At 35.2% G+C, this 25,540-nt stretch carries 25 protein-coding genes; 16 read left to right on the top strand and 9 right to left on the bottom strand.

Annotated elements, in window-relative coordinates; all coding sequences use genetic code 11:
* Positions 1-300: 300 nt before the first annotated feature.
* The gene (locus DFQ05_RS08600; protein WP_132704975.1) at positions 301-597 is read right to left on the bottom strand and encodes a hypothetical protein; all 297 of its coding nucleotides are present in this window, start codon (positions 595-597) and stop codon (positions 301-303) included.
* Between the two features lie 190 nt (positions 598-787).
* On the opposite strand from DFQ05_RS08600, the gene DFQ05_RS08595 reads away from it, so the two are divergent.
* From DFQ05_RS08595 to DFQ05_RS08560, 8 genes are all read left to right on the top strand, one after another.
* A complete protein-coding gene (locus DFQ05_RS08595) occupies positions 788-2,014 on the top strand; it encodes an aminotransferase class V-fold PLP-dependent enzyme (RefSeq protein ID WP_132704974.1) in 1,227 nt (408 codons plus the stop codon).
* Positions 2,015-2,176: 162 nt separating this feature from the next.
* Positions 2,177-3,247: a zinc metalloprotease gene (locus DFQ05_RS08590; RefSeq protein WP_132704973.1), complete on the top strand. Its 1,071-nt coding sequence runs from the start codon at positions 2,177-2,179 to the stop codon at positions 3,245-3,247.
* Positions 3,248-3,349: 102 nt separating this feature from the next.
* Positions 3,350-3,868 (top strand): hypothetical protein, encoded by a 519-nt coding sequence (locus DFQ05_RS08585; protein WP_132704972.1) that lies wholly within the window; start codon positions 3,350-3,352, stop codon positions 3,866-3,868.
* 24 nt (positions 3,869-3,892) lie between these two features.
* Positions 3,893-4,315 carry a SufE family protein gene (locus tag DFQ05_RS08580; RefSeq protein WP_132704971.1) on the top strand — a complete coding sequence of 141 codons (423 nt, stop codon included), beginning with the start codon at positions 3,893-3,895 and terminating at the stop codon, positions 4,313-4,315.
* Positions 4,316-4,401: 86 nt separating this feature from the next.
* Entirely contained in the window at positions 4,402-4,728 is a 327-nt protein-coding gene (locus tag DFQ05_RS08575) for an iron-sulfur cluster assembly protein (RefSeq protein ID WP_073084091.1), read from the top strand.
* Between the two features lie 10 nt (positions 4,729-4,738).
* On the top strand, positions 4,739-6,181 hold the full coding sequence (locus DFQ05_RS08570; protein WP_132704970.1) for a hydroxymethylglutaryl-CoA synthase family protein: 1,443 nt from the start codon (positions 4,739-4,741) through the stop codon (positions 6,179-6,181).
* On the top strand, positions 6,181-6,696 hold the full coding sequence (locus DFQ05_RS08565) for a DUF2480 family protein (protein ID WP_132704969.1): 516 nt from the start codon (positions 6,181-6,183) through the stop codon (positions 6,694-6,696). Before DFQ05_RS08570 ends, DFQ05_RS08565 begins: the two co-directional genes overlap by 1 nt.
* A gap of 97 nt (positions 6,697-6,793) precedes the next feature.
* Positions 6,794-7,705, top strand: a complete 912-nt coding sequence (locus tag DFQ05_RS08560) for a DUF3078 domain-containing protein (RefSeq protein WP_132704968.1) — start codon at positions 6,794-6,796, stop codon at positions 7,703-7,705.
* Between the two features lie 46 nt (positions 7,706-7,751).
* Here the strand turns inward: DFQ05_RS08560 and hflX are convergent, their stop codons facing one another.
* Positions 7,752-8,963 carry a GTPase HflX gene (gene hflX / locus DFQ05_RS08555; protein WP_132704967.1) on the bottom strand — a complete coding sequence of 404 codons (1,212 nt, stop codon included), beginning with the start codon at positions 8,961-8,963 and terminating at the stop codon, positions 7,752-7,754.
* Between the two features lie 99 nt (positions 8,964-9,062).
* Between hflX and DFQ05_RS08550 the strand changes: the two genes are divergently transcribed.
* Both DFQ05_RS08550 and DFQ05_RS08545 read left to right on the top strand, forming a co-directional pair.
* Positions 9,063-10,004, top strand: a complete 942-nt coding sequence (locus tag DFQ05_RS08550) for an endonuclease/exonuclease/phosphatase family protein (RefSeq protein WP_132704966.1) — start codon at positions 9,063-9,065, stop codon at positions 10,002-10,004.
* 2 nt (positions 10,005-10,006) lie between these two features.
* Entirely contained in the window at positions 10,007-10,912 is a 906-nt protein-coding gene (locus tag DFQ05_RS08545) for a PorP/SprF family type IX secretion system membrane protein (protein WP_132704965.1), read from the top strand.
* Here the strand turns inward: DFQ05_RS08545 and DFQ05_RS08540 are convergent.
* Positions 10,895-11,383, bottom strand: a complete 489-nt coding sequence (locus tag DFQ05_RS08540; RefSeq protein WP_132704964.1) for a CYTH domain-containing protein — start codon at positions 11,381-11,383, stop codon at positions 10,895-10,897. The genes DFQ05_RS08545 and DFQ05_RS08540 overlap by 18 nt on opposite strands.
* Before the next feature lie 42 nt (positions 11,384-11,425).
* Between DFQ05_RS08540 and dinB the strand changes: the two genes are divergently transcribed.
* Entirely contained in the window at positions 11,426-12,547 is a 1,122-nt protein-coding gene (gene dinB, locus DFQ05_RS08535) for a DNA polymerase IV (RefSeq protein WP_132704963.1), read from the top strand.
* A gap of 12 nt (positions 12,548-12,559) precedes the next feature.
* Here dinB and pyk read toward each other — a convergent pair whose 3' ends face one another.
* From pyk to DFQ05_RS08510, 5 genes are all read right to left on the bottom strand, one after another.
* Positions 12,560-13,999: a pyruvate kinase gene (pyk, locus tag DFQ05_RS08530; RefSeq protein WP_132704962.1), complete on the bottom strand. Its 1,440-nt coding sequence runs from the start codon at positions 13,997-13,999 to the stop codon at positions 12,560-12,562.
* Between the two features lie 5 nt (positions 14,000-14,004).
* Complete coding sequence (locus tag DFQ05_RS08525) at positions 14,005-14,484, bottom strand: IPExxxVDY family protein (RefSeq protein WP_132704961.1); 480 nt, start codon at positions 14,482-14,484, stop codon at positions 14,005-14,007.
* A gap of 124 nt (positions 14,485-14,608) precedes the next feature.
* A complete protein-coding gene (gene rnc, locus DFQ05_RS08520) occupies positions 14,609-15,352 on the bottom strand; it encodes a ribonuclease III (protein ID WP_132704960.1) in 744 nt (247 codons plus the stop codon).
* 7 nt (positions 15,353-15,359) lie between these two features.
* A complete protein-coding gene (gene fabF / locus DFQ05_RS08515) occupies positions 15,360-16,610 on the bottom strand; it encodes a beta-ketoacyl-ACP synthase II (RefSeq protein ID WP_132704959.1) in 1,251 nt (416 codons plus the stop codon).
* A gap of 11 nt (positions 16,611-16,621) precedes the next feature.
* Entirely contained in the window at positions 16,622-16,855 is a 234-nt protein-coding gene (locus DFQ05_RS08510) for an acyl carrier protein (protein WP_008269813.1), read from the bottom strand.
* Positions 16,856-17,038: 183 nt separating this feature from the next.
* Here DFQ05_RS08510 and purN point away from each other — a divergent pair, with 183 nt between their 5' ends.
* The 4 genes from purN to DFQ05_RS08490 all read left to right on the top strand — a co-directional run bounded on the left by purN (position 17,039) and on the right by DFQ05_RS08490 (position 21,316).
* Positions 17,039-17,635, top strand: coding sequence for a phosphoribosylglycinamide formyltransferase (purN, locus tag DFQ05_RS08505; protein ID WP_132704958.1), 597 nt, complete (start codon positions 17,039-17,041; stop codon positions 17,633-17,635).
* Positions 17,636-17,688: 53 nt separating this feature from the next.
* Positions 17,689-18,330: a ribonuclease H1 domain-containing protein gene (locus DFQ05_RS08500; RefSeq protein ID WP_132704957.1), complete on the top strand. Its 642-nt coding sequence runs from the start codon at positions 17,689-17,691 to the stop codon at positions 18,328-18,330.
* 79 nt (positions 18,331-18,409) lie between these two features.
* Entirely contained in the window at positions 18,410-19,336 is a 927-nt protein-coding gene (locus DFQ05_RS08495; protein WP_132704956.1) for a PfkB family carbohydrate kinase, read from the top strand.
* An 81-nt stretch (positions 19,337-19,417) separates the two neighbouring features.
* Positions 19,418-21,316 carry an amidophosphoribosyltransferase gene (locus tag DFQ05_RS08490; protein WP_132704955.1) on the top strand — a complete coding sequence of 633 codons (1,899 nt, stop codon included), beginning with the start codon at positions 19,418-19,420 and terminating at the stop codon, positions 21,314-21,316.
* A gap of 367 nt (positions 21,317-21,683) precedes the next feature.
* Here DFQ05_RS08490 and DFQ05_RS08485 read toward each other — a convergent pair whose 3' ends face one another.
* Positions 21,684-22,292 (bottom strand): superoxide dismutase, encoded by a 609-nt coding sequence (locus DFQ05_RS08485; protein WP_132704954.1) that lies wholly within the window; start codon positions 22,290-22,292, stop codon positions 21,684-21,686.
* A gap of 111 nt (positions 22,293-22,403) precedes the next feature.
* Here DFQ05_RS08485 and DFQ05_RS08480 point away from each other — a divergent pair, with 111 nt between their 5' ends.
* Positions 22,404-25,535: a UvrD-helicase domain-containing protein gene (locus tag DFQ05_RS08480; RefSeq protein ID WP_241974235.1), complete on the top strand. Its 3,132-nt coding sequence runs from the start codon at positions 22,404-22,406 to the stop codon at positions 25,533-25,535.
* Positions 25,536-25,540: the final 5 nt, after the last annotated feature.

The raw sequence follows: 25,540 nt of genomic DNA, 5'->3' as shown, positions 1-25,540 counted from the left end.
ACAACATCGATTAAGTCTGCAGTGTATCTGGCATAAAATCTTGGTAGTATTACTTCAAAAAGAATACTATAAAAAGCGCATAAGTACAAAATAAGATAGAGCGGTATAACGTAGTTTTTATCGCTCTTCGTATGTCTTAAAATATAAAGACTTGCGGTTAAGCAGATAGGGACAATTATAAAATCGTTGATATAATTATTGACGAATATCGGGAGCGAAATACTACATTTTTGGGCAATATAAATTGAAGTCCCTATTACGGATGAAACTGTAATATAGATACTTAGTGTTCTATTCATATTATCCAGCTGCAATTGCAAAAACTAACCATGCTATAAAAGCTCCGATTGCACTCACCACCGCGAAACCAGAATATAAAATCCACCCCAGAATACGATAAGCTAAATTTTGATGAGCGCGTAATTTTTCGATGAAATTTGGCGGTTTTTTCTTTGCCTTTTCAAATCTTATTGTTTTTTCTTCCTCAATACGTTGTTCTCGCTTTTTCTTATAGGAAATTAGAGCACCGCAATTGTCGCAATAATCTTTATTTTTATTGTAAGTGCCACATTTACTACATTTTATAATTTTTGCCATTACCTTTTCTTAGTCGCTTCGTTTTCAACAAAAGAAATATTAACCCAAGGTTTGGGTGATTTACTTAAATTCATATTTGAAGTTAAAGCCACAAAGATATTAACGATGTAATGAACTTAGTCTTAAAGCCTTGTTATAAGTTTTACAATAACCGCAATGCTTCGTACCTTTGCATATGGAATTGAAAACTATGCTAGACGTACAAAAAATCAGAAAAGATTTTCCGATACTTAATCGTAAGGTTAATGGGAAACCACTTATATATTTGGATAACGCGGCAACATCACAAACACCAAAACAGGTCATTGATGTTATCGTTGATTATTACAGTAATTACAACGCAAATATTCATCGTGGTGTACATGCGTTGAGTCAAGAAGCTACTGATGCTTATGAGCAAGCGCGTATAAAAATTCAAAAGCATTTTAATGCAAAACACAGCTATGAGATAATTTATACATCTGGGACTACGCATGGAATTAATCTTGTTGCTAGTGGGTTTTCATCTTTATTGAAAAAAGATGATGAAATCATTGTTTCGGCACTAGAACACCATAGTAATATTGTGCCTTGGCAAATGTTATGCGAACGCACAGGCGCAACGCTTAAAGTTATTCCCATGAATACTAATGGGGAATTGATTTTAAGTGAATACGATACACTATTAAATACAAACACCAAACTGGTCTTTGTTAACCACATATCTAATGCTTTAGGAACTATAAACCCTATTGAAACCATAATAGAAAAAGCCCATGCTGTTGGTGCAGCGGTTCTAGTTGATGGTGCACAGTCTTGTCCTCACCTTAAACCAGATATGCAAGCCCTAGATGTAGATTTCTATGTCTGTTCTGCTCACAAAATATGTGGCCCAACAGGTGTTGGTATGCTTTATGGTAAGGAAGAATGGCTAAAAAAATTACCACCATATCAAGGTGGTGGCGAAATGATTTCTGAAGTGTCTTTCGAAAAAACATCGTATGCAGATTTACCTCATAAGTTTGAAGCAGGAACACCAAATGTTTGCGGCGGTATTGCTTTTGGAGCAGCTTTAGATTATATGAATGCCATAGGATTTGAAGCTATCGCTGCTTACGAAAATGAGCTTTTAGAATATGCCACGGCGCAAATGCTTCAAATAGAAGATTTAAAAATTTACGGTCCCGAAGCTTCGGGAGCAAAAAACAAAACTTCTGTAATTTCCTTTAACGTCGGTAATATTCACCCTTATGATATCGGAACAATTCTAGATAAAATGGGAATAGCTGTGCGTACTGGTCATCATTGCGCACAACCTATAATGGATTTTTATAAAATTCCGGGTACTGTTCGTGCTTCATTCATGTTTTACAATACAAAAGAAGAAATAGACACTTTTATTGCTGGATTAAAAAAAGCGGTATTGATGTTATCGTAATTTTTCTCATTAATTATCATAATTAAAAGCATCTCAAATGAGGTGCTTTTTTATTTCTAAAATGCATTTCATCGATTTGTGGGCAAATTTTTTCGGATTTTGTGAAATTTTTAACAAATTCTTTTATATTCGTCAAAATTTTAATTAAAAGCCTTAACAAAAATGAAAAAAACAATTTTAGGATTAGCTGCTATGGCTCTTCTTTTTACTGGTTGTAACGATGACAGTAACAATCTAGAGCAAGAGCAATCAAAAGTTGACATGAGTGATTTTTATCTTTACACAGATGCTACTGATAATGGCTCTACAAGCAGAGTTGCAAACGGCAAAACTTGTGCGTCTATGGAAGTACTTAATCGTCAACTCAATGAAAACCCTGGACTTTATCAGCGCATGTATGATATAGAATTAAACTCAAGACAATTTATGGCTAATGCTAGACCAAAAGGTGGTAATGGCGGCGGACCTGGCGGTGGCGGCGGTTCTGGTGATGGAGATGTCGATGTTTTACCTGTAAGCGATAATTTGGGAGTAATCAATATTCCAGTAAATGTTATTATTGTTGCGCCAAATTCTAGTTCTGTTTCTTCTCAGCAAGTAAATAGCCAAATAGCAACTTTAAATGCAGATTTCAGAAACACTAACGTTAACCAATTACCTTCTGGAACTACTTTTGCTAACGACGCTACAGATGCTGGGTTCTCTTTTACGCTAGCTAATGTTACTAGATTTGATGACTCTAGAACATCTTGGGGAACTAACAATGCTGTAAAATCTGCTTATCCATCAGACCCTGCAACCAGAGACACGCATCTAACAATGTGGGTGTGCCCTATTGGTGGTGGAATCTTAGGTTATGCGCAATTTCCAGGAGGAAACGCTTCTACAGATGGTGTAGTTGTTGACCCTGCATATTTTGGAAATACAAGCGGTCCTTTTGGTTTAGGAAGAACTATGACTCATGAAGTGGGACATTGGTTAAACTTACGTCATATTTGGGGAGATGGCAGATGTCGTCAAGATGATTTTGTGGCAGATACACCTTCATCTGATGGACCAAACTATGGTTGTCCAAGCTATCCTACTGTTAACTGTAAATCGGCAGATATGACAATGAATTACATGGATTACGTAAATGATGCTTGCATGTACATGTTTACAGATGGTCAGCGCAATAGAATGCGTGCTATATTTGCTCCAGGAGGACCAAGAGCTTCTTATGTAGGAAACTAAATTTTCAAGAATAAATTATAATTAAAGAGCATCCCAAGATGCTCTTTTTTTTGGCACTATAAGTGATATATTATATTGTATCTTTATTAAAAATTATTATTTATGAAGTTTTTATTCAGTTTAGTGACGTTAGTCTTTTTAACAGGCTCATGTAATTCGCAAAAACAAGCCTCAACAAATTCTAAAGCATCTGACGCAGAACCAATAGCCCAAAAACAAATGATGACAGATAAACAAAAAGCAATTGGTCAAAATTATGATGTTGCTGTAATATACGAAGCACGCTCTAGAGGTTTTGCGAAGTATGCATACATATCAGAAGCAAAAATTAAATTATCAAATGACCGTGGCTTACAAAACATGCAAGAATATAAATGCGATAAAAGCGATTGGGAGGAAATAGAGCAGTTACTGAATAGTATTGAAAGAAAGACCTTTCAAACTCTAAAAGCACCGACTGACAAAAGGTTGTACGACGGAGCTGCCCATGCGACATTATCCATTAAACAAGGTGATGTTGTTTATATGACACCTAGTTTTGATGATGGATTTCCACCTAAAGAGATAGAAAAACTCGTTAATAAAGTGTTAGCAATAGCAGAGAAAGTTAAAAAACAGTAGTAATTTTGTCTCAAAGAATTTACTATGACGATTGAAGAAATACAGAACGAAATTATTGACGAATTCTCTATGTTTGACGATTGGGAAGAGCGTTACCAATACATGATAGATTTAGGTAAAACCTTGCCATTAATTGACGAAGCTCACAAAACGGATGATAATATTATTAAAGGTTGCCAAAGTAAGGTGTGGGTTCATGCCAATATGAATGACGACAAGGTGGAATTTACCGCAGACAGTGACGCTATTATCACAAAAGGAATAATAGCCATCTTAATTAGAGCGTTCTCTAATCAACATCCAAAAGACATCATAGAGGCGAATACAGATTTTATTGATAAAATCGGGCTGAAAGAACACTTATCACCTACCAGAGCCAATGGCTTGGTAAGTATGATAAAACAGTTAAAAATGTATGCTATTGCATACCAAACACAATTAAACTAAAAAATACTTGGTCATTGAGGCACTCGAAATGACCTTCTAACCTTAATGCAAAGACACTTCGAGTGCCTCAGTGTCCGAAATAAGAGATGAGCGAAACCACAATAGATACAGCCGCACTTGGCGATAAAATCGTTAAAGTTGTAAAAACCATATACGACCCAGAAATTCCTGTAGACATCTACGAACTAGGGTTGATTTACGATGTGTTTGTTAATGAGGACTACGAAGTTAAAATACTTATGACATTAACATCACCTAACTGCCCAGTTGCCGAAACATTACCTCTTGAAGTAGAAGAAAAGGTAAAATCTATCAACGAAGTAAAAGATGCTGAGGTTGAAATTACCTTTGATCCACCTTGGTCTCAAGATTTAATGAGCGAAGAAGCCAAATTAGAATTAGGAATGTTATAACTCCACGATTATGAATACCACAGGAATAGATGCTATAGCCTTTTATGTACCACAACTTTATGTTTCAATGGATAATTTGGCTGAAGCCAGAGGTATTCCTGCCGAAAAATTAAAACGCGGACTTGGACTGCAAAAAATGGCGGTTCCAAATATTGGGGAAGATGCTGCCACGTTTGCAGCAAATGCTCTTCTCAACTTAATTACACAGAACAACATTAATCCAAAAGACATTGGACGTGTATATTTAGGTACCGAAAGTGCTGTTGATGGCTCAAAACCCACAGCGACCTATGCTGTTGAGATTGTAGAAAAGGAATTAGCTAAAACCTTTGGTGAGCGTAGTTTTAAGAACTGTGATATTCTAGACATGACCTTTGCTTGTGTTGGTGCGGTAGATGCGCTTCATAACAGTTTAGATTGGGTAAAACAAGATGCTAAAAGAAAGGCGGTTGTTATCGCTTCAGATTTATCTAAATACGATATTAACTCAACAGGAGAATATACGCAAGGTGCCGGAGCTGTAGCCGTTTTGGTAAGTCATAATCCATCTATTCTATCAATAAATGATACATGGGGTGTGGCATCAAAAAGTGAGGGCGATTTCTTTAAACCGCGTCGTACTTATAAAAAAGCAGAACTACTTAAATCTGTTTTAAAAGAGCTTAAAATCGATGCTTCTAAAGAAACAATCGACACTTTTATAAAGTCTACAAATTCAGAATTCTGGTCAGATAGTAATGAGATGGTTGAAGTGTTTAAAGAAGAACCTGTCTTTGATGGGCAGTTTTCTAATGCTTGCTACGAAGACAGAATTACAGAAGCTTTAGAGCATTTCAATAATCAGAAGCAAACAAATTTTGTAAATACTTGGAATCAGTTTGTGTTTCATTTGCCATACGCTTACCACGGACGCCGTATTATTTTTAATAATTGGCTCAACTGGATTAAAGACTCTGACGCATACAACACTTTAATTGAGGAAGTAGGCAAACCTGAAGACACTGACGCTAAAACTTGGCAAAAATCGGCTTACAAATCAAAATTATATAGTGATTTTATAACGCAAAATATAGCTGCTGGTGAATTAGCGTCTTCAGAAATCGGAAACATGTACACCGCTTCTATTTTTATGTCGCTTTTAAGTTATTTGTCAGATAGCTTCAACAATTCTAAAGACATCTCTGGAAAAACGATTGGTTTTATCGGTTACGGAAGTGGTTCTAAGTCTAAGGTTTTTGAAGGTACAGTTCAACCAAATTGGGCTTCAAAATTAAAAGACATAAAGCTTTTTGAATATCTAGAAACCCGGACATCGATTACCGTAGATACTTACGAAAAAATTCATACCTCTAAACTCGATAAGCCCGTTTTAGATGGTAGTAAGATTGCTTTAAATTTTGTTGAAAAAGAAGATACCAATTACGGGTTAAGACGTTACAAAGTCAATAAATAATGGCAGACGAAATCGTAAATAGGGTTGCCAACAGCAAACTTAAAGTTGTTGATTTAGAAGACTTCTATCCTGAAGGAAAACGTGTGTCTTTTGACATCAAAGATTGGCTTTGGGAAGGCTTAGTGTTGCGGGAAAAAGAGTTTAGAGCTTACGTAAATGAGCACGATTGGTCGCAATACAAAGATGCTTATGTTGCTCTTTATTGCTCAAAGGATGCTATTGTCCCAGATTGGGCGTACATGCTAATTTCAATCCAGCTTCAAGATGTAGCCAAACTTACTGTCATTGGTAACCTTAATCAATTAGAATCTATTCTTTACACTGATATTATTTCTGGATTAGACCTTTCAGAATATAAGAATGCACCTATAATCATTAAAGGCTGCTCTAATAAACCTGTACCTGCAAATGCCTTAGTTTTATTAGCACAGAAACTAAAGCCAATTGCAAAATCTATTATGTTTGGTGAGGCTTGCTCCTCTGTACCTCTTTACAAGAAAAAAGTAACAAAATAGTTGAATCATTAAACGGAAATAAATTAGTTTAAATTAAAATCGAAGAAGATTTCCTACAATCCCTATCTTTGTAATTCAATTTTAAATCTCTCAAAACATGAAAACTAGATTTATTTTATCACTATTACTCGTATTTGCAGTCGGTATAGGCTTCTCTCAGACCAAAGAAGAATTGCAAAAACAAAAAGCAGAAAAACAAGCTGAGGCTGATAAATATCAAGCAGAAGCTAATGAAATTCAGGCGCAAATTGACGCTTTACCAGGTTGGCGTGTAGGCGCTTTTGGAACGATTGGAGGTAGTTTCTCAGGATTTAATAACTGGTATGCACAAGGCACACCTAATAACTCTTCTGGTACAATAGGGTTTACCTTAAATGCTTTTGCCAATAAAATTGAAGACAAATATTTCTGGAGAAATTCATTAAACACTAATCTTAGCTGGGTTAAGTTTGATGATAAAGATGACCCTACGGATGATGACAGTTTCCGTGAGGCTACAGACGTGTTTAATATAAGTTCTTTATATGGTAGAAAACTGAGTGATAAATGGGCGGTATCTGGTCTTGCAGAATACAGAACGACTATATTAAATAACTTTAATGACCCAGGCTATTTAGATGTCGGTGTTGGTTTTACATGGACACCAATTACTAATTTGGTAGTGGTTATTCATCCGGCTAACTATAATTTTGTTTTTGCGGACAACGATGCGATATTTCAATCGTCGTTAGGTGCAAAAATCGTTGCAGATTATACTGGAAAATTATTCAGTGACATTCAGTTTAGAAGTAATTTGTCTGCGTTTCAAAGTTACGAAGATGGCGATTTATCTAACTGGACATGGATAAACTCTTTTAGTTATTCTCTATTTAAAAACATAGGTGTTGGTGCAGAATTTGGTTTACGTAGTAACCGTCAAGAAGCTGCTAATTTTCAAGGAACAACTCTTGAAGCTGCAGACAACGACTTACAAACCTATTCTACGCTTGGTATAAGCTATAAATTTTAATAAGAAATAGTCATAACTAAAAAAGGTCTCTAATTGAGACCTTTTTTTATTCTATATCCTCGACATCAGGATACAAAAAGTGATTGTATGGAAAACGTGTAACGTGTATGTCACGTACTTCTTTGTAAACACGTTTTCTAAATTCGTCTAAGTTATCTTTATTCAATGCCGAAATAAACAAGGCATTATCTCCTATTTTAGACATCCAAGTTTTCTTCCACTCATCTATAGAGTAATTGGCCTTAGTGCGTTCAACGACTAAATCGTCTTCGTCATAAGGTTCAGGTTCATAAGCATCAATCTTATTAAAAACCATTATGGTAGGTTTATCTTTACTCTCAATCTCGTCTAAAATTTGGTTAACAGAGTCTATATGCTCTTCAAAATTTGAGTGTGAAATATCTACAACGTGCAATAGTAAATCGGCTTCTCTAACCTCATCTAAAGTGCTCTTAAACGACTCTACCAATTGAGTCGGTAATTTTCTAATAAAACCTACCGTATCACTTACCAAAAAAGGCAAATTCCCAATAACTACTTTACGAACTGTAGTGTCTAGAGTTGCAAATAATTTGTTTTCGGCAAATACTTGAGATTTGCTAATCACATTCATCAATGTAGATTTACCAACATTGGTATATCCAACCAAAGCTACACGCACCATCTTTCCACGATTGCCTCGCTGAACCGCCATTTGCTTATCTATGGTTTTTATTTTCTCCTTTAAAAGGGCAATTTTATCACGGACAATACGTCTATCAGTTTCAATCTCTGTTTCACCTGGCCCGCGCATTCCTATACCACCTTTTTGGCGTTCAAGGTGTGTCCACATTCCTTTTAGCCGTGGTAATAAGTATTGACATTGTGCCAATTCGACTTGCGTTCGTGCATAACTGGTTTGTGCGCGTTGTGCAAAAATATCTAGAATGAGATTAGTTCTATCTAGAATTTTACAATTGAGTATTTTACTAATATTTCGCTCTTGCGCTGGCGATAACTCATCGTCAAAAATAACTGTACCTACCTCATGCTCTTTTACGTACTCTTGTACGTCATTCATCTTACCTGTACCAATAAAAGTTTTAGGATTAGGCATATCTAACTTTTGGGTAAACCGTTTTACCACTTCGCCTCCAGCTGTATAGGTTAAAAACTCTAGCTCATCTAAATATTCTTTAGACATGTCTTCGTCCTGCTCTCTTGTCACTACACCTATGAGTACAACTTTTTCTAGGCTTATATCTTTTTTCTCTAGCATATATTATCTAATGTCTCTGATTCGTTTCAGAATAACACGTTGCAAATTTAGGCATTTACGCTATATCCCATTATCTATATTAATTATATCTTTAGCGGTATGAGTAAGAAATACACTATAGCATTTTATAATATCGAAAATCTTTTTGACACAAAAGATGACGAGCACACTAATGATGATGATTTTTTGCCCTTTTCGGCTAAGCGTTGGACGACCAAGCGCTACGAAAATAAACTCCGGAAATTAGGTCAGGTTATTTCGCAAATTGGCGAAGACGATGTGGATATGCCTCCGTCTATTGTTGGTCTTGCGGAAGTGGAAAACAGGCACGTCGTTAAAGATTTAATAGAAAGTAAATATCTAAAGCATTACAACTACGACATTGTACATTACGACTCCTCTGATGAACGCGGAATCGATGTCGCTTTAATCTACGATAAAAACGTTTTTGAAGTTTCACATTCCGAACCTTTTTCAGTCTATCTCACCAAAGAAGATGGGAGCAGAGATTACACTCGTGATGTTTTACTAGTCACAGGACGATTAAATGGTGAACAAATACATGTTATTGTAAATCATTGGTCTTCACGCAGACAAGGTGAAAAAGAAACTGAGCATAAACGCTTAGCAGCGGCAGATACTGTAAACCGTATCATTGAAGTCTTACAAAAGAACTATGATGACCCAAAGGTTATAGTTATGGGTGATTTTAATGATACACCTCAAAATAACAGCCTACTTTCTTTAGAAGAAAAATCTAAGCTTTATAATCCATTTAAAAAAATAGCTACGTATGATAAAGGAAGTTTAAATCATGATTTTGAGTGGCATTTATTTGACCAGATTTTAATTTCTACTAACTTTTTTGATGCCAAATCCACACAATTTAACTTGTCTAAGGCCGATGTGTTTAATTCACAATTTCTTACGCAATACCATGGTAAGTATAAAGGGCAACCCTTTAGAACTTATGTGGGCAAGCGTTACAAAGGTGGATACAGTGACCACTTTCCCGTATATATAGAATTGAAGGAAGATTAAGTATGAAGATTTTTTATTGTACAATCTTAAGTTTGTTTTGTCTGTCTAGCTTTTCGCAACAAGACCCACAATACTCACTTTACATGTACAATTTACCTGTTATAAACCCTGCTTATGTTGGTGCTACAGAAAATGTAAATCTAGGACTACTTTACCGAGACCAATGGACAAAAATTGATGGTGCTCCACAAACCAGCACCTTTTTTGGAAATTTTAAACTTTCTGAAAATATGGGTACAGGTATTTCTGTAATTGCCGACCAACTCGGACCTGTAAGAGAAACAAATGTTTACGCTGATATTGCTTACAGCATTAATTTGAAAAACAATCACAAGCTCGCTTTCGGATTAAAGATTGGCGCAACCTTTCATGATATTGGACTTAATAATTTAACAGTTTTTGACCCAAACGACCCTTTTTTTAGTCAAAACATAAATAGCACTACACCCAATATTGGAGCTGGATTATTCTATTTTACAGACAACTATTATGCTGGGATTTCAGTTCCTAATATGTTAAACTCTGTTCACCTTAACGCAAATGGAAATAAATTAGGTTCTGAAACACAGCACTTTTTTGTCACTGGTGGTTATGTTTTCCAATTATCAAAAAACGTAAAATTGAAACCTTCATTTTTAGTGAAATCTGCATTTGAAGCACCGCTCTCTTTTGATTTAAATACCAATGTATTATTATATGATGTATTGGAATTAGGCGTATCTTATCGTTATGACGATTCGTTTTCTGGATTAGTGAATTTTGCAATAACACAACAATTAAATATTGGTTATGCTTATGATGCCATAACATCCGATATTAGAGAATTTTCAGCGTCTTCTCACGAGTTTATTATCAGATATAATTTCGCTGAAAAAGCCCGTCGAATAAAATCACCTCGGTTTTTTTAGTTCCCATTGTTTAAAGGGAAGTTTACTCAAATTTGAATTATAATATTTAACATCTCCCGTAACTTCTTCACCCAGCCAACGTGGTTTTTCAAAAGTTTCGGTTTCAGATTTTAACTCGATTTCGGCAATGATTAAACCCTCATTTTCACCGTAAAATTCATCAATTTCAAAAATATGGCTACCAGCTTTAACTTCGTATCTGGTTTTATTAATAATCCCTTTTTCACAAAGTTTTAAAAGAGATTCCGCTTCATCCAAAGTAATATCTTTTTCCCACTCAAAACGGCTTAAACCGTTAGAAGATGATTTTCCTTTTACGGTTAAAATCCCTTTATCTTTTTTAATTCTTATCCTAACCGTGCGTTCTGGATTGCTATTTAAAAACCCTTGTTTAATATGGTAAGAGTTGAATGTATCAGTTTTAAAAGCATCAGATGTTACTAAAAATTTACGTTCTATTTCTACAGCCATAATTTGGTCTTACAAAAGACATTTAATGTCTAAATTTACAGTATGTCTAACGATTTACCAATCCGAAAAATAATTCATGTAGATATGGATGCATTTTATGCGTCTGTTGAGCAGTTAGACAATCCTGAATTAAGAGGAAAACCCATAGCTGTTGGTGGTGGCGGAAAGCGCGGTGTAATCAGTGCTGCAAGTTACGAAGCACGTAAATTTGGTGTTAAAAGCGCTATGTCTGGTCGGCTAGCAGAAAAGCTGTGCCCAGATTTAATTTTTGTGAGAACCAATTTTGATCGATACAAAGAAGTATCTTCTCAAATTAGAAAAATTTTTCATGACTATACCGATTTGGTTGAGCCGCTTTCGCTAGATGAGGCATACCTTGATGTGACCGAAAATAAAATTGGGATGCCTAGTGCTTCAATAATTGCTCAACAAATTAGACAACGAATTTTTGATGAAACAGGATTAACGGCTTCAGCAGGAATTTCTATTAATAAATTTGTGGCCAAGGTGGCGAGTGATTACAATAAACCCAATGGCCAGAAAACAGTTAACCCAGAGGATGTTTTACAATTTTTAGAGGATTTAGACATCCGAAAATTCTATGGTGTTGGTAAAGTCACTGCCGAAAAGATGTACCAAAAAGGGATTTTTACTGGAAAGGATTTAAAATCGAAAAGCTTGGAATACCTGTCTGAACATTTCGGAAAATCCGGAAGCTATTATTACTATATTGTTCGGGGCATTCATAACAGTGAAGTGAAACCAAATCGCATTCGGAAATCCTTAGCCGCAGAACGCACCTTTAGCGAAAATCTATCTTCAGAAATATTTATGCTTGAAAAACTAGAGCATATTGCCGATGAAGTTTCGCGACGTTTATCTAAAAGTAATGTTGCTGGTAAAACAGTGACACTAAAGATAAAATATAGTGACTTTACGCTTCAGACACGTAGCAAAACATTGCCCTATTTTATTAGCGATAAAGCGATAATTCTAGAAACTGCAAAAAGCTTATTGTACCAAGAAAAGTTGAATAATTCTGTTCGGCTTCTGGGCATATCCATGTCTAACCTAAACACAGATACTTCAAAAAAAGCAGTATCTAAAATCTCAGTAGAGGATAAAAAGAAAACGGTTAGTGTACAATTAAAGTTTGAGTTCTAAACTATTTATATTCTAAAAACTACACGTCTCTATCTCTGTAACTCGCAACGTATTAACCATACCTTTATCTTGTATTGGCATCGCTGCTAAACTAATTAGCATATCACCAACATCTAGATAACCTTTTTTACAAGCTATAGCGTTTACGTCTTCAATCGTTTCATCAGTACTTACAAACTTATCGTAATGAAATGCGGTAACGCCCCAAAGCAAACTTAACTGCGTTAAAATACGCTTGTTAGATGTAAATACTAAAATATGTGCCGATGGTCGCCATGCAGATATCTGAAACGCCGTATATCCACTATTTGTTAGTGTAGAAATGGCTTTTGCATCAATTTCATTTGCCATTTTTGCCGCGTGATAACAAATAGACTTTGTAATGTATCTATTAGTGCGAATATGTGGTGGTAATTGCGGCACTTCTATTAAAGAAGAATCCTCAACACTACGAATGATATTTGCCATTTGTTTAATTACCTGAACAGGATATTTACCAACAGAGGTTTCTCCAGAAAGCATCACAGCATCTGCACCATCCATAACAGAGTTAGCAACGTCGTTAACCTCTGCACGTGTTGGTGTAAGGCTAGAAATCATAGTTTCCATCATCTGTGTAGCGATAATTACAGGAATACGCGCACGCTTTGCTCTATGCACTAATTGCTTTTGTACTAATGGCACTTCTTCCGCAGGAATCTCTACACCTAAGTCACCACGAGCTACCATAAGACCGTCGCAATAGGCAACAATCTTATCGATATTTGCTACCGCTTCAGGCTTTTCAATTTTTGCGATAATTGGAATTTTGTGTTCGCTGTGTTCACTAATTAAGTTTTGTAGTTGCATTAAATCCTCGGCATGACGCACAAACGATAAAGCAATCCAATCCACTTGCTGATTAATAGCAAAAATGGCATCTTCGATATCTTTTTCAGTTAATGCTGGCTGAGAAATATTCGTATTAGGAAGATTAACTCCTTTTTTAGATTTTAATGGTCCACCTTGAATAACCTTTGCTACAACTTCAGATTTGCCATCTGTAGAAACGACTTCAAAAATTAGTTTCCCGTCATCTAATAGAATACGCTCACCTGGTTTGGCATCTTGAGGAAAACGCTCATAAGTCATATAAACGCGCTCCTTTGTGCCTTCAAAACGTTCTCCTGTAGCGAAAACAATTTCATCTCCAGGATTTACAACGACCTCTTCTTTCATCGTGCCTACGCGCAATTTTGGACCTTGTAAATCTCCTAAAATTGCTGCATTGTAACCAAACTCTTCGTTGAGTTCGCGTATCATTTTTATTCGTTCTTTTACACCATCATAATCGGCATGAGAGAAATTTATTCTAAACACATTAGCACCCTCGTCTAACATTTGTTTTAACACCTCTTTATTGCTAGTTGCAGGACCTAATGTCGCTACTATCTTTGTTTTTTTATTGTTCATTAATTCTAAAAAATTAAATGTTCTTTGGATTTAATTTTTGATAAATCCACAGTATAGCTTGTTATAATTTGAGGAATACTCTGCAGAGTATCCATTATCATTTTTTCGTTTACAACGTATGTATCGGAAGTAATTTTTATAAAATAATCAACCTGTTTTAACTCTGGAATAAGATTATATGTTTTTGTTACTTTTCTGTCCTCGCTGAATAATACACCACTACTTGAAAGACCTTCCTCTTCCTTTTTACAAATATTTGTAATTAGATTCCACGTAACATCATTGGCCTTGTTATACCAATGGTAGATAGCATAGGATGATGCTGTGTAGTTTAAATCTAAATCCTTTTCTTTTCGCTCTAAGTTTATGCTTAAGAACTTGTTTATCATGTAGGCTAAACGGTAATCTTCTAGTCTACAATGAATAGCTATAAGCGTATAAGTTTCATCGTAAAAATCATCTACTAAAAGCTTATGTAATGCCATATAAAATCGCACAAATTTGAGGTAAATATAAGGTATAATCGTATGATTTTGATGAAGTTTATATCAAACTTAACCTTAAATTACTACGAAAACGTTTGCGAAAAACACCTCTTTTTAAGAGAAATTAAGAATGCTTTGCCATCTGAGTTTGAAATGCAAAAAAGGCACGCTTGGATGCTTTTTCTTCTGCTTTCTTTTTTGAAGTTGCTCTACCTTTTGAAACAACTTTACCGTCAATACTTAGTTTAACCGCAAAATGTTTTAGAGCATCGTTGCCTGTATCTTCGTAAATTTCGTAATCAAATGTCTTTTTCTCTTTCTGGCACCATTCTATAAGCAAACTTTTGTAGCTAATTACCTTTCCTTCTAGTTTCTCAATATCTACATGAGGATTAATCACTCTCTTATAAATAAACGACTCACAAAATTTATAGCCTTTGTCTAGATAAATTGCACCAACTAACGCTTCGAACAAATTTCCGTGAATGTTATCTCCAAAATTATCCTTTGGGATTCTACTAATCACTAAATCTATAAGGTTTAGCTCCTTACCTAGTTCGTTTAAGTGTTCTCTACTTACTACTTTAGAGCGCATTTTAGTTAAATAACCTTCGTCTCCATGAGGTACTTCTCCGTATAAATACGATGCTATAACCGAACCCAACATGGCATCTCCGACAAACTCTAAACGCTCGTAATTTATAGGATTACCTTTTTCGTCTTTAATATTCATTGACCTGTGGGTAAAAGCCTTTCTGTAGAGGTTTTTCTTTTTGGGCTTAAATCCTAAGGTTTGCTGAAGCTGTAAAAAAAAATTCCCGTCTTCTTGAGAACGGGAATTTTTTAATATGTTACGAATGAAGCTCATTCGGGATTTAATCTAATTTCTTGAATAATACACAAGCGTTGTGTCCGCCAAATCCAAATGTATTACTCATTGCTACTTTAATATCACGTTTCTGCGCTTTATTAAGCGTTAGGTTTAATTCTGGGTCTATGTTTTCGTCAACTGTTTCGTGATTAATTGTTGGCGGAATAATTCCGTGCTCTAATGCTAAGATTGAAGCGATAGCTTCTATGGCGCCAGCAGCGCCCAACAAATGACCAGTCATAGACTTGGTAGAATTAATACTTATAGTCTTTGCATGGTCTCCAAATACTTCAGATATAGCTTTTAGCTCTGCAACATCTCCTAATGGTGTTGATGTTCCGTGTGTGTTAATGTGATCTACATCTTCAGGACTTAAACCTGCATTTTCTAAACAATTTTTCATTACCGCGACAACGCCTATCCCGTCTGGGTGTGGTGCTGTCATATGATAAGCATCAGAAGACAATCCGCCACCAACAACCTCTGCATATATTTTTGCACCTCTTGCTTTGGCATGTTCGTACTCTTCTAAAACAATAGCACCAGCACCTTCACCTAATACAAAACCATCTCGATTTGCATCGAAAGGTCTAGAGGCTGTTTCAGGGCTTTCATTACGAGTACTCATAGCGTGCATGGCGTTAAAACCACCCATACCAGCAATGGTAACAGCAGCTTCACTACCTCCAGTAATTACAACATCACAATGCCCTAAACGTATATTGTTTAGTGCATCAATCATAGAATTGGCTGAAGAGGCACAAGCAGATACCGTAGTATAGTTAGGTCCCATAAATCCATATTTAATGGAAATGTTTCCTGGAGCTATATCGGCAATCATTTTGGGAATAAATCGTGGGCTAAATCTTGGAGTGCCATCGCCTTCGGCAAAGTTTAACACCTCTTCTTGAAATGTTTCTAAACCGCCTATTCCAGCTCCCCAGATTACACCTACACGGTATTTGTTTAGGGCATCTAAATCTAGTTTTGAGTCTGCAATCGCCTCATCAGAAGCAACCATAGCATACTGCGAAAACTTATCCATCTGCCTTGCTAACTTTCTGTCAATAAAGTCAGTAACGTTAAAGTTTTTTACTTCGCAAGCAAATTGTGTTTTAAATTTTGACGCATCAAAATGTGTAACTGGTGCAGCGCCACTTTTTCCGCTAACAAGACCGTCCCAATATTCATCTTTGGTATTGCCAATAGGGGTTAGTGCACCTAATCCGGTAACTACAACTCGCTTTAATTCCATAAATTAACTTCTTATTTTGCTTCTTCTATATAAGAGATAGCTTGACCAACTGTTGCAATGTTTTCAGCCTGATCGTCTGGGATTTGAATATCAAATTCTTTTTCAAACTCCATGATTAACTCCACAGTGTCTAATGAATCTGCTCCTAAGTCGTTAGTGAAGCTTGCTTCCGTTACTACTTCGTTTTCATCAACACCTAATTTGTCTACGATAATCGCTTTTACTCTTGATGCAATGTCTGACATAATCTTTTAGTTTTAAGTTTTAATTAGAGGGCAAAAATAAAAAACTTTATTTTAAAAAATAGTTTTACCTGCAAAATGTGCTACTTACAGATAAAAATAGAAATAAGTATTTAATTTTTGAGCCTAATTGTTAATTATTATTCTTTTTTTTGTTTGAATAAATTTAGACATTAATAACTGTTTATGAAACGAATTGTAATTTTTGCGTCCGGCTCGGGAAGTAATGCTGAAAATTTGATAAAGTTTTTTCAAAACAGTGACTCTGCGTCTGTTATTCAAGTACTGACTAACAATCCGCGTGCCAAAGTGCTAGAACGCGCCAAACGCTTAGGTGTCAGTGCGTTTTCTTTTAATAAAATTGCTTTTACGGAAACAAACGATGTGCTTAGTTTATTAAAATCTAATAAGCCAGACCTTATTGTTTTGGCAGGCTTTTTATGGAAATTTCCAGAACCTATTTTAGACCATTTTCCAGATAAAGTGATTAATGTGCATCCTGCTTTACTTCCAAAGTTTGGCGGAAAAGGCATGTATGGTATGCATGTGCATAAGGCAGTTGTAGAAAATAACGAAACCGAAACAGGTATAACCATCCATTATGTAAATGAACATTATGACGAAGGTGCTATAATATTTCAAGCCAAATGCGAGGTTTTAGAAACAGATACAGCAGAAGATGTAGCGAAGAAAATTCATGAGTTAGAGATGGAGCATTTTCCGAAGGTTGTAGCAAAACTTTTGGGCACTGAGGCTCTCGAAGTGTCCAAAAAGAAAAACTAAATGTGGCTTCGGTAGTTCGAGAACCTCACTAAACACCTCAGCCACCAATATCAATGAGCAAAAAGAAAAAGAAATATTACACCGTTTGGAAAGGTCATCATACTGGTGTTTTTGAAACTTGGGATGACTGCAAAGCGCAAATCAAAGATTTTAAAGGTGCGCAATATAAATCGTTTTTAACTTTTGAAGCTGCAAAAAAAGCACTTAAGGGTAATTACAAAGACTATGTAGGTAAATCCAAAACCTTTAAAAGCGAACTTTCAGAAGCACAACTTAAAAAAATTGGACAACCTAATTATAATTCTATTTCTGTAGATGCAGCTTCTAGCGGGAATCCAGGTAAAATGGAATACCGTGGCGTAGATACTAAAACAAAAAAACAAATCTTTATTCAAGGGCCTTTTGAAGAAGGCACTAATAATATCGGAGAGTTTTTAGCCATTGTTCATGGATTAGCATTTCTAAAACAACAGAATAGCAATCGAATTATCTACACAGACTCTAAAACTGCAATGAGTTGGGTACGGAAAAAAGCCTGTAATAGTAAACTTCAACGTAACGAAAAAAACAAACCTGTTTTTGAGCTTGTAGATCGTGCCGTAAAATGGCTAAAAGAAAACACTTACAGCACTACAATTGTGAAATGGGAAACCAAAGCTTGGGGAGAAATCCCAGCGGATTTTGGCAGAAAATAATCTAGCTCTCATAAGTTTTTATGTTGTTTTGTAAGGAATATATTTTACGTAAATTTGCTGCTTAATTTAAATTACTGTAATGAGTAAATTAGTAATTGTTGGTACGGTAGCTTTCGATGCTATTGAGACACCTTTCGGGAAAACCGATAAAATTCTTGGAGGTGCAGGTACTTTTATTGGTCTCGCCGCTTCTAATTTTCAGGTGGACTCTGCTATTGTATCGATTGTGGGAGGCGATTTTCCTCAAACTTACCTAGATTTATTAAAAGAAAGAAATATTGATGTTTCGGGTATTGAAATTGTAGAAGACGGTAAAACCTTTTTCTGGAGTGGCAAGTACCATAACGATATGAATTCTCGTGATACTTTAGCTACAGAACTTAATGTTTTAGAACACTTTAATCCAGTAGTTCCTGAAATTTATAAAGATGCCGAGGTTGTAATGTTAGGTAATTTACATCCATCGGTACAAATGAGCGTTTTAAAGCAAATGAATAAGAAACCAAAATTAGTGGTTCTAGACACTATGAACTTTTGGATGGATTGTGCTTTAGAAGAACTACACAAAACTATAAAACATATCGATGTTATTACCATCAATGATGAAGAAGCTCGACAACTTACTGGAGAGTATTCTTTAGTCGTGGCAGCGCGTAAGATTCATGAGATGGGTCCAAAATATGTAGTTATTAAAAAAGGAGAGCATGGTGCATTATTGTTTCATGACGACAATGTATTTTATGCTCCAGCTTTACCACTAGAAGAAGTATTTGACCCAACAGGAGCTGGGGATACATTTGCAGGAGGTTTTACTGGCTATTTAGCAAAAACCGAAGATTTTTCTTTTGAAAACATGAAAAATGCAGTCATTCACGGTTCTGCTTTAGCGTCGTTTTGTGTCGAAAAATTCGGTACGGAACGAATGTTAAACCTAGATTCTGAAGAGGTCCAGAGACGCTTGAGACAGTTTCAGCAACTAACACAATTCGACATAGAATTAACGTAAAATATAGCGCGCCTTTTTTGGCGCGTTTTTTAATTCAGTATTTTTGAATATAACACAACATAAACTACTTGTACAACAATAATGAGTGATGCTTTAAAACACGAATGCGGTATAGCATTGATTAGGCTTTTAAAACCTTTAGACTATTACAAAAAAAAGTATGGCAGTGCATTTTACGGGGTAAATAAAATGTACCTCATGATGGAGAAGCAGCACAATCGTGGACAGGATGGTGCAGGTTTTGCAAGTATAAAATTAGATACGCATCCAGGAGAGCGATACATTAGTCGCGTAAGGTCTATCGCACAACAGCCTATACAGGATATTTTCTCTCAAATTAACGAGCGTATTAACGAAGAGCTCACAAACCATCCAGAATATCAAAACGACGTGGATGCACAGAAAAAGCATATTCCTTACATTGGGGAGCTGCTTCTTGGACATGTCCGTTACGGTACATTTGGCAAAAATAGTGTAGAAAGTGTACATCCTTTTCTAAGACAAAATAATTGGATGCACAGAAATCTTATTGTTGCGGGTAATTTTAATATGACTAATGTAACCGAGCTATTCAACAACTTGGTACAGATAGGTCAGCATCCAAAAGAAAAAGCCGATACCATTACTATAATGGAAAAAATCGGTCATTTTTTAGATGATGCCGTTTCAAAAATTTACAAGAATTTAAAAAAAGAAGGCTATAGTAAAGCAGAATGTTCGCCTTTAATTGCAGAACGTCTTAATGTTGCTAAAATTCTTAAAAAAGCCGCAAAAAACTGGGATGGTGGTTATGCTATGGCCGGTTTATTAGGGCATGGTGACTCTTTTGTGCTAAGAGACCCTGCGGGAATTAGACCTGCTTATTATTATAAAGATGACGAAGTTGTCGTAGTGGCATCAGAACGTCCAGTTATACAGACCGTCTTTAATGTAGGTTTTGATGATGTTATCGAATTAGAACCAGGACACGCCATTATCACTAAAAAATCAGGTGAAACAGCAATAAAACAAATTCTAGAGCCACTAGAACGAAAGGCCTGTTCTTTTGAGCGCATCTACTTTTCTAGAGGAAGTGACGCTGAAATTTATAAAGAACGAAAAGAGCTTGGGCGCCTTTTAATGCCAAAAGTACTTGAAGCCATTAATTATGACACTAAAAACTCTGTATTCTCATTTATCCCAAATACTGCAGAAACGTCATTTTTTGGAATGATAGATACCGTTGAAGAACATCTAAATCAGCGTAAAACAAAAGCGATTTTGGATGGCGAAGGAAAACTTTCTGCCGAGAGAGTTACCGAAATATTATCGGAAAGACCTAGAATAGAAAAAATTGCAATTAAAGACGTTAAGCTTAGAACCTTTATAACCGAGGACAGTAGTCGCGACGACTTAGTGGCGCATGTTTATGATGTAACCTATGGCGTTATAAAACCCAACGATAACCTAGTAATTATAGACGATAGTATTGTACGTGGTACAACCTTAAAGAAAAGTATCATTAAAATGATGGATCGTCTTAATCCTAAAAAAATAGTCGTGGTCTCTTCTGCTCCGCAGATTAGGTATCCAGATTGTTACGGAATTGATATGGCCAATCTAGAAGGTTTAGTAGCCTTTAGAGCCGCCTTAGAATTATTAAAAGACACAAATAATTATCATATCGTCGAAGAAGTTTACAAAAAATGTAAGGCACAAGAGAATTTAAAAGACAAGGATGTAAAGAATTTTGTAAAAGAAATCTACGACAACTTTACAGACGAAGAAATATCTGATAAAATATCTGAACTATTAAGTGACGACGATGTAAATGCAGAGGTTAAAATTATATTTCAGCCAGTAGATAACTTACACAAGGCATGTCCGAAAAATCTAGGCGACTGGTATTTTACAGGAGACTATCCAACTGTTGGCGGAAATCGTGTGGTTAACCGAGCATTCATTAATTTTTATGAAGGTAACAACGAAAGAGCTTATTAAAATTAATAGCTCTTTTTATAATTTTCCCATAATGGTTTGATTTACAGCCACTTTGTGTATTACAAATCACTAATCAGATGATTTTAACAATCTTTTAACTACCTTGTTTTCAGAAAGATACAACCTCATAAAATCGTTTAGACCGATATTTAAGCGTTTCGTCTAAGTTTTGCTTCAAGTTTGTAAGTCTTAATATATATTTGTTTCTACCATAACATAAGTAGGTTAAGTTTATGGTAGATTTGGGGCAAAAAGGTGAACATCTCGTTCACCTTTTTCAATTTTATTCCTTTGAGTACGGAGAATCTCGAAAAACAAAAAACCCAAATCTTTCGACTTGGGCTTCATATTTCATGATTATAAAATTTTACTTCGCCTCAGCGTAGCGTCTTTCTACTTCATTCCAGTTAATTACTTTAAAGAAAGCATCTATATAATCTGGTCTTCTGTTTTGGTAGTTTAAGTAGTACGCATGCTCCCATACATCTAATCCTAAAATTGGTGTTCCTCCGCAACCTACACCTGGCATTAATGGATTATCCTGGTTTGGTGTAGAGCATACTTCTACTTTTCCGCCATCATGTACACACAACCAAGCCCAGCCAGAACCAAATTGTGTAGCTGCTGCTTTACTAAAAGCTTCTACAAATGCGTCTTTAGAACCAAATTTAGCTTCGATAGCATCTTTTAATTCTCCTGATAAATATCCTCTGTCTTCTGGATTCATGACATCCCAAAATAATGAGTGATTATAAAAACCACCACCGTTATTTCTCACAGCAGCGTTAGACATATCTAGATTAGTTAAAATATTCTCGATAGATTTTCCTTCTAAATCTGTTCCTTCGATTGCAGCATTAAGTTTTGTGGTATATCCATTGTGATGCTTAGAATGATGGATTTCCATTGTACGAGCATCGATGTGTGGTTCTAATGCGTCGTATGCGTATTTTAATTTTGGTAATTCAAAAGCCATAATATTTTTGTTTAAATGTTTATAATTATATTTTAACAAATTTACGATTTTGAGTTAAAGAAAATCTAAATAAAATATTAAGATTACCTATTTTGGTATAAAATTAATCTGTTGAACTCGACTTTTGAAATATATAGTGCATCCGCAGGAAGTGGTAAAACCTACACGCTAGCTAAGTCTTACATAAAGCTTCTAATCCGCTCTAAAAACTATGAGCATTTTAAGAATATTCTTGCTATTACGTTTACCAATAAGTCAGTCGGTGAAATGAAATCAAGAATTATTGATAAGCTTAAGGCCTTTTCTTCTGAAGACTACAAAAAACATCCCGACTCGATGTTTAGAGATATTTGTAGCGAACTTTTAATTTCAGCAGAGGAACTTCATCAAAAATCAAAGATTGTCTTAAAAAAGATTATACATAATTATGGTGCTTTTGATATTTCTACGATTGATGCCTTTACTCACCGAGTTATTAGAACTTTTGCCTTTGACCTTAAACTACCTGTAAATTTTGAAGTCGAATTAGACCAAGACTATTTTCTAACAAAAGCCGTAGATAACTTAATTGATAGAGCCGGAACAGACGAAAAACTAACAAAACTACTTGTTGATTTTGCCATCGAAAAAGCAGATGACGACAAAAGTTGGGATATAAGTAACGATTTTAGAAAAATAAGCAAACTCTTATTAAGCGAAAACGATAGCGAGTATATAGCATTATTAAAGGATAAAACGCTTGAAGATTTTAGAATTCTTAAAACGCAGATAACTAAAAAAGTTACTGTCTTAGAAAAAAGAATTAAAGAAAAAGCCGAGACAACACTCTCTTTAATTAGTGAAGCTAGGCTTGAATTCGATGATTTTAATCGAAAATCACTTCCTAATTATTTTCTAAGTCTTTCAGAAAAAAAGTATAATCTAAATTTAGATTCCGCATGGCAGACTACACTTGTGGAAGGCGGTTCACTATATCCTAAACGTGTCTCTGAAGATGTTGCACAAATTATAAATAGCATTCAGCAAGATTTGGCCGATGCTTTTTTACAAACCAAAGATTGGCTTATAGAGTTAAAATTTAACAAAGCCATTTATAAAAATATTACGCCGTTATCTGTTATTAATGCCCTTCAAAAAGAATTAGAGACGTTAAAAGAAACTGAAAACAAAGTACTAATTTCAGATTTCAATACTATTATAAGCAAAGAAATAAGAAACCAACCTACGCCCTTTATTTACGAACGTTTAGGCGAAAAATTTAAACATTATTTTATAGACGAATTTCAAGACACCTCCAAAATGCAGTGGGAAAACCTGATGCCCTTAATGGATAATGCACTTTCGTCTAACAACGGTTCTGCGATGCTTGTTGGCGACGCTAAACAATCTATCTATCGTTGGCGAGGTGGTGATGCCCAACAATTTGTAAATCTATATAAAGGTGTGGGTAATCCATTTCAGGCAGAGGCAAAAGTCAAAAAACTGGATACAAATTACAGAAGTTACAAAGCAATTATTGATTTTAATAATTCATTTTTCAGTTTTATATCAGATGCTTTCTTTACAAAAGAAGACTTTAAAATGCTCTATGAAGATGCGCATCAAAAGACTTTAAAAAAACAAGATGGTTATGTTAATCTTTCGTTCTTAGAGTTTGAAAATGCCGAAGAACGCACAGAAGCTTACATCCAAAAGACTCTAGAGATTATTAACTCGTGCATCGAATTAGGATACAGTCTGAAAGACATCTGTGTTTTGGTAAGAAAGAAAAAGGAAGGTATTGCCATTTCTAAACATCTAACGAGTAAGTCTATTAACATAGTTTCTTCTGAAACCTTATTATTAAACAACTCACCAAAAGTTAGGCTAATTAATTTGTTACTAACGCTATTAATTAAACCCGAAAATCAAAAACTAAAACTTGATGTTTTATGTGCTTTGTCAGAAGTGTTTACTATTGAAAATAAGCATGCTTTTTTTAGTACTTATTTAGAGTTTTCGACGCCAGAATTATTTGAAAACTTAAGCGCATTTGGTCTTAGTTTAAATCACAAAAGGTTGATTCAACTTCCACTCTACGAGGCGACCGAAGAATTAATTCGTGGTTTAAATTTATGCACCTCGACCTCGGATGCATACATTCAGTTTTACTTAGATACCGTGTTAGATTATTCTAATAAAGAAGCTTCGGATATTTTAGGGTTTTTGGATTATTTCGATTCAAAAAAAGAGAACTTAGGTATTGCCACACCAAGTAATCTAGATGCCGTTTCGGTAATGACCATACACAAGTCTAAAGGCCTTGAGTTCCCTATTGTAATTTTTCCGTTTGCAGATTTAGATATGTATCGCGAGATAGAACCTAAAGAATGGTTTACTTTAAAGCCTGAAGATTATAATGGCTTTAACCATACGTTAATTAATTACTCTAAAGACTTTACAGATTACGGAGAAACAGGCGAAGTTATTTATAACAATCACCAGTCGCAACTAGAGTTGGACAGCATAAATCTTTTGTACGTTAGTCTAACCAGAGCAGTTGAACAACTATATGTTGTTAGTAAAAAGGATATTAATTCTAAAGGTGAAGTCAATGAAAAAACCTATGCAGGTCTTTTTATTAAGTACTTAAAAGCAAAAGGTCAATGGGAAGACCAAAAACCCAATTACGCATTTGGGGAAAAATTTAGATTAACTGATAGGACAGTTTCAGACGATTTAATCGAAGATGTAGAATTTATTTCAACTCCTAAAGAATCTCATAATCTAAAAGTGATTACCAAAGCTGGATTACTATGGGAAACAGAACAAGAACAAGCTATTAATTATGGAAATCTTATCCATCTTGTCATGTCCAAAATTAAAACTATTGACGATGTGGAAGAAGCCATACGCTTAATGATTAGTGACGGCTATATAGAATCTTCGGAAAGTACGGATCTAAAACAACTTGTTTTGTCTGTCGTGACACACCAACAAATAAGCGCTTATTTCTCAAAAACATATGAAATTTTAAACGAAAAAGACATCATTACCAAGGAAGGGCAATTTTTAAGACCAGATAGAATAGCAATAAATGAAAATTCAGCAATACTCATAGATTATAAAACTGGCGCCATTGACAATACGCATCAAAATCAGCTAGAAACTTATGCTGATGCTTTGGAGGAAATGAATTATAAAATCGAAAAAAAATTATTAGTTTACGTTAATGAGGATATTAAAATTATAGAAGTTAAATAGTAACT

This window comes from Winogradskyella wandonensis, from assembly GCF_004346845.1.
Taxonomy (GTDB): domain Bacteria; phylum Bacteroidota; class Bacteroidia; order Flavobacteriales; family Flavobacteriaceae; genus Winogradskyella; species Winogradskyella wandonensis.
The sequence above is the reverse complement of the archived record's forward strand: the minus strand, read 5'-3'. Positions and strand labels throughout refer to the sequence as shown.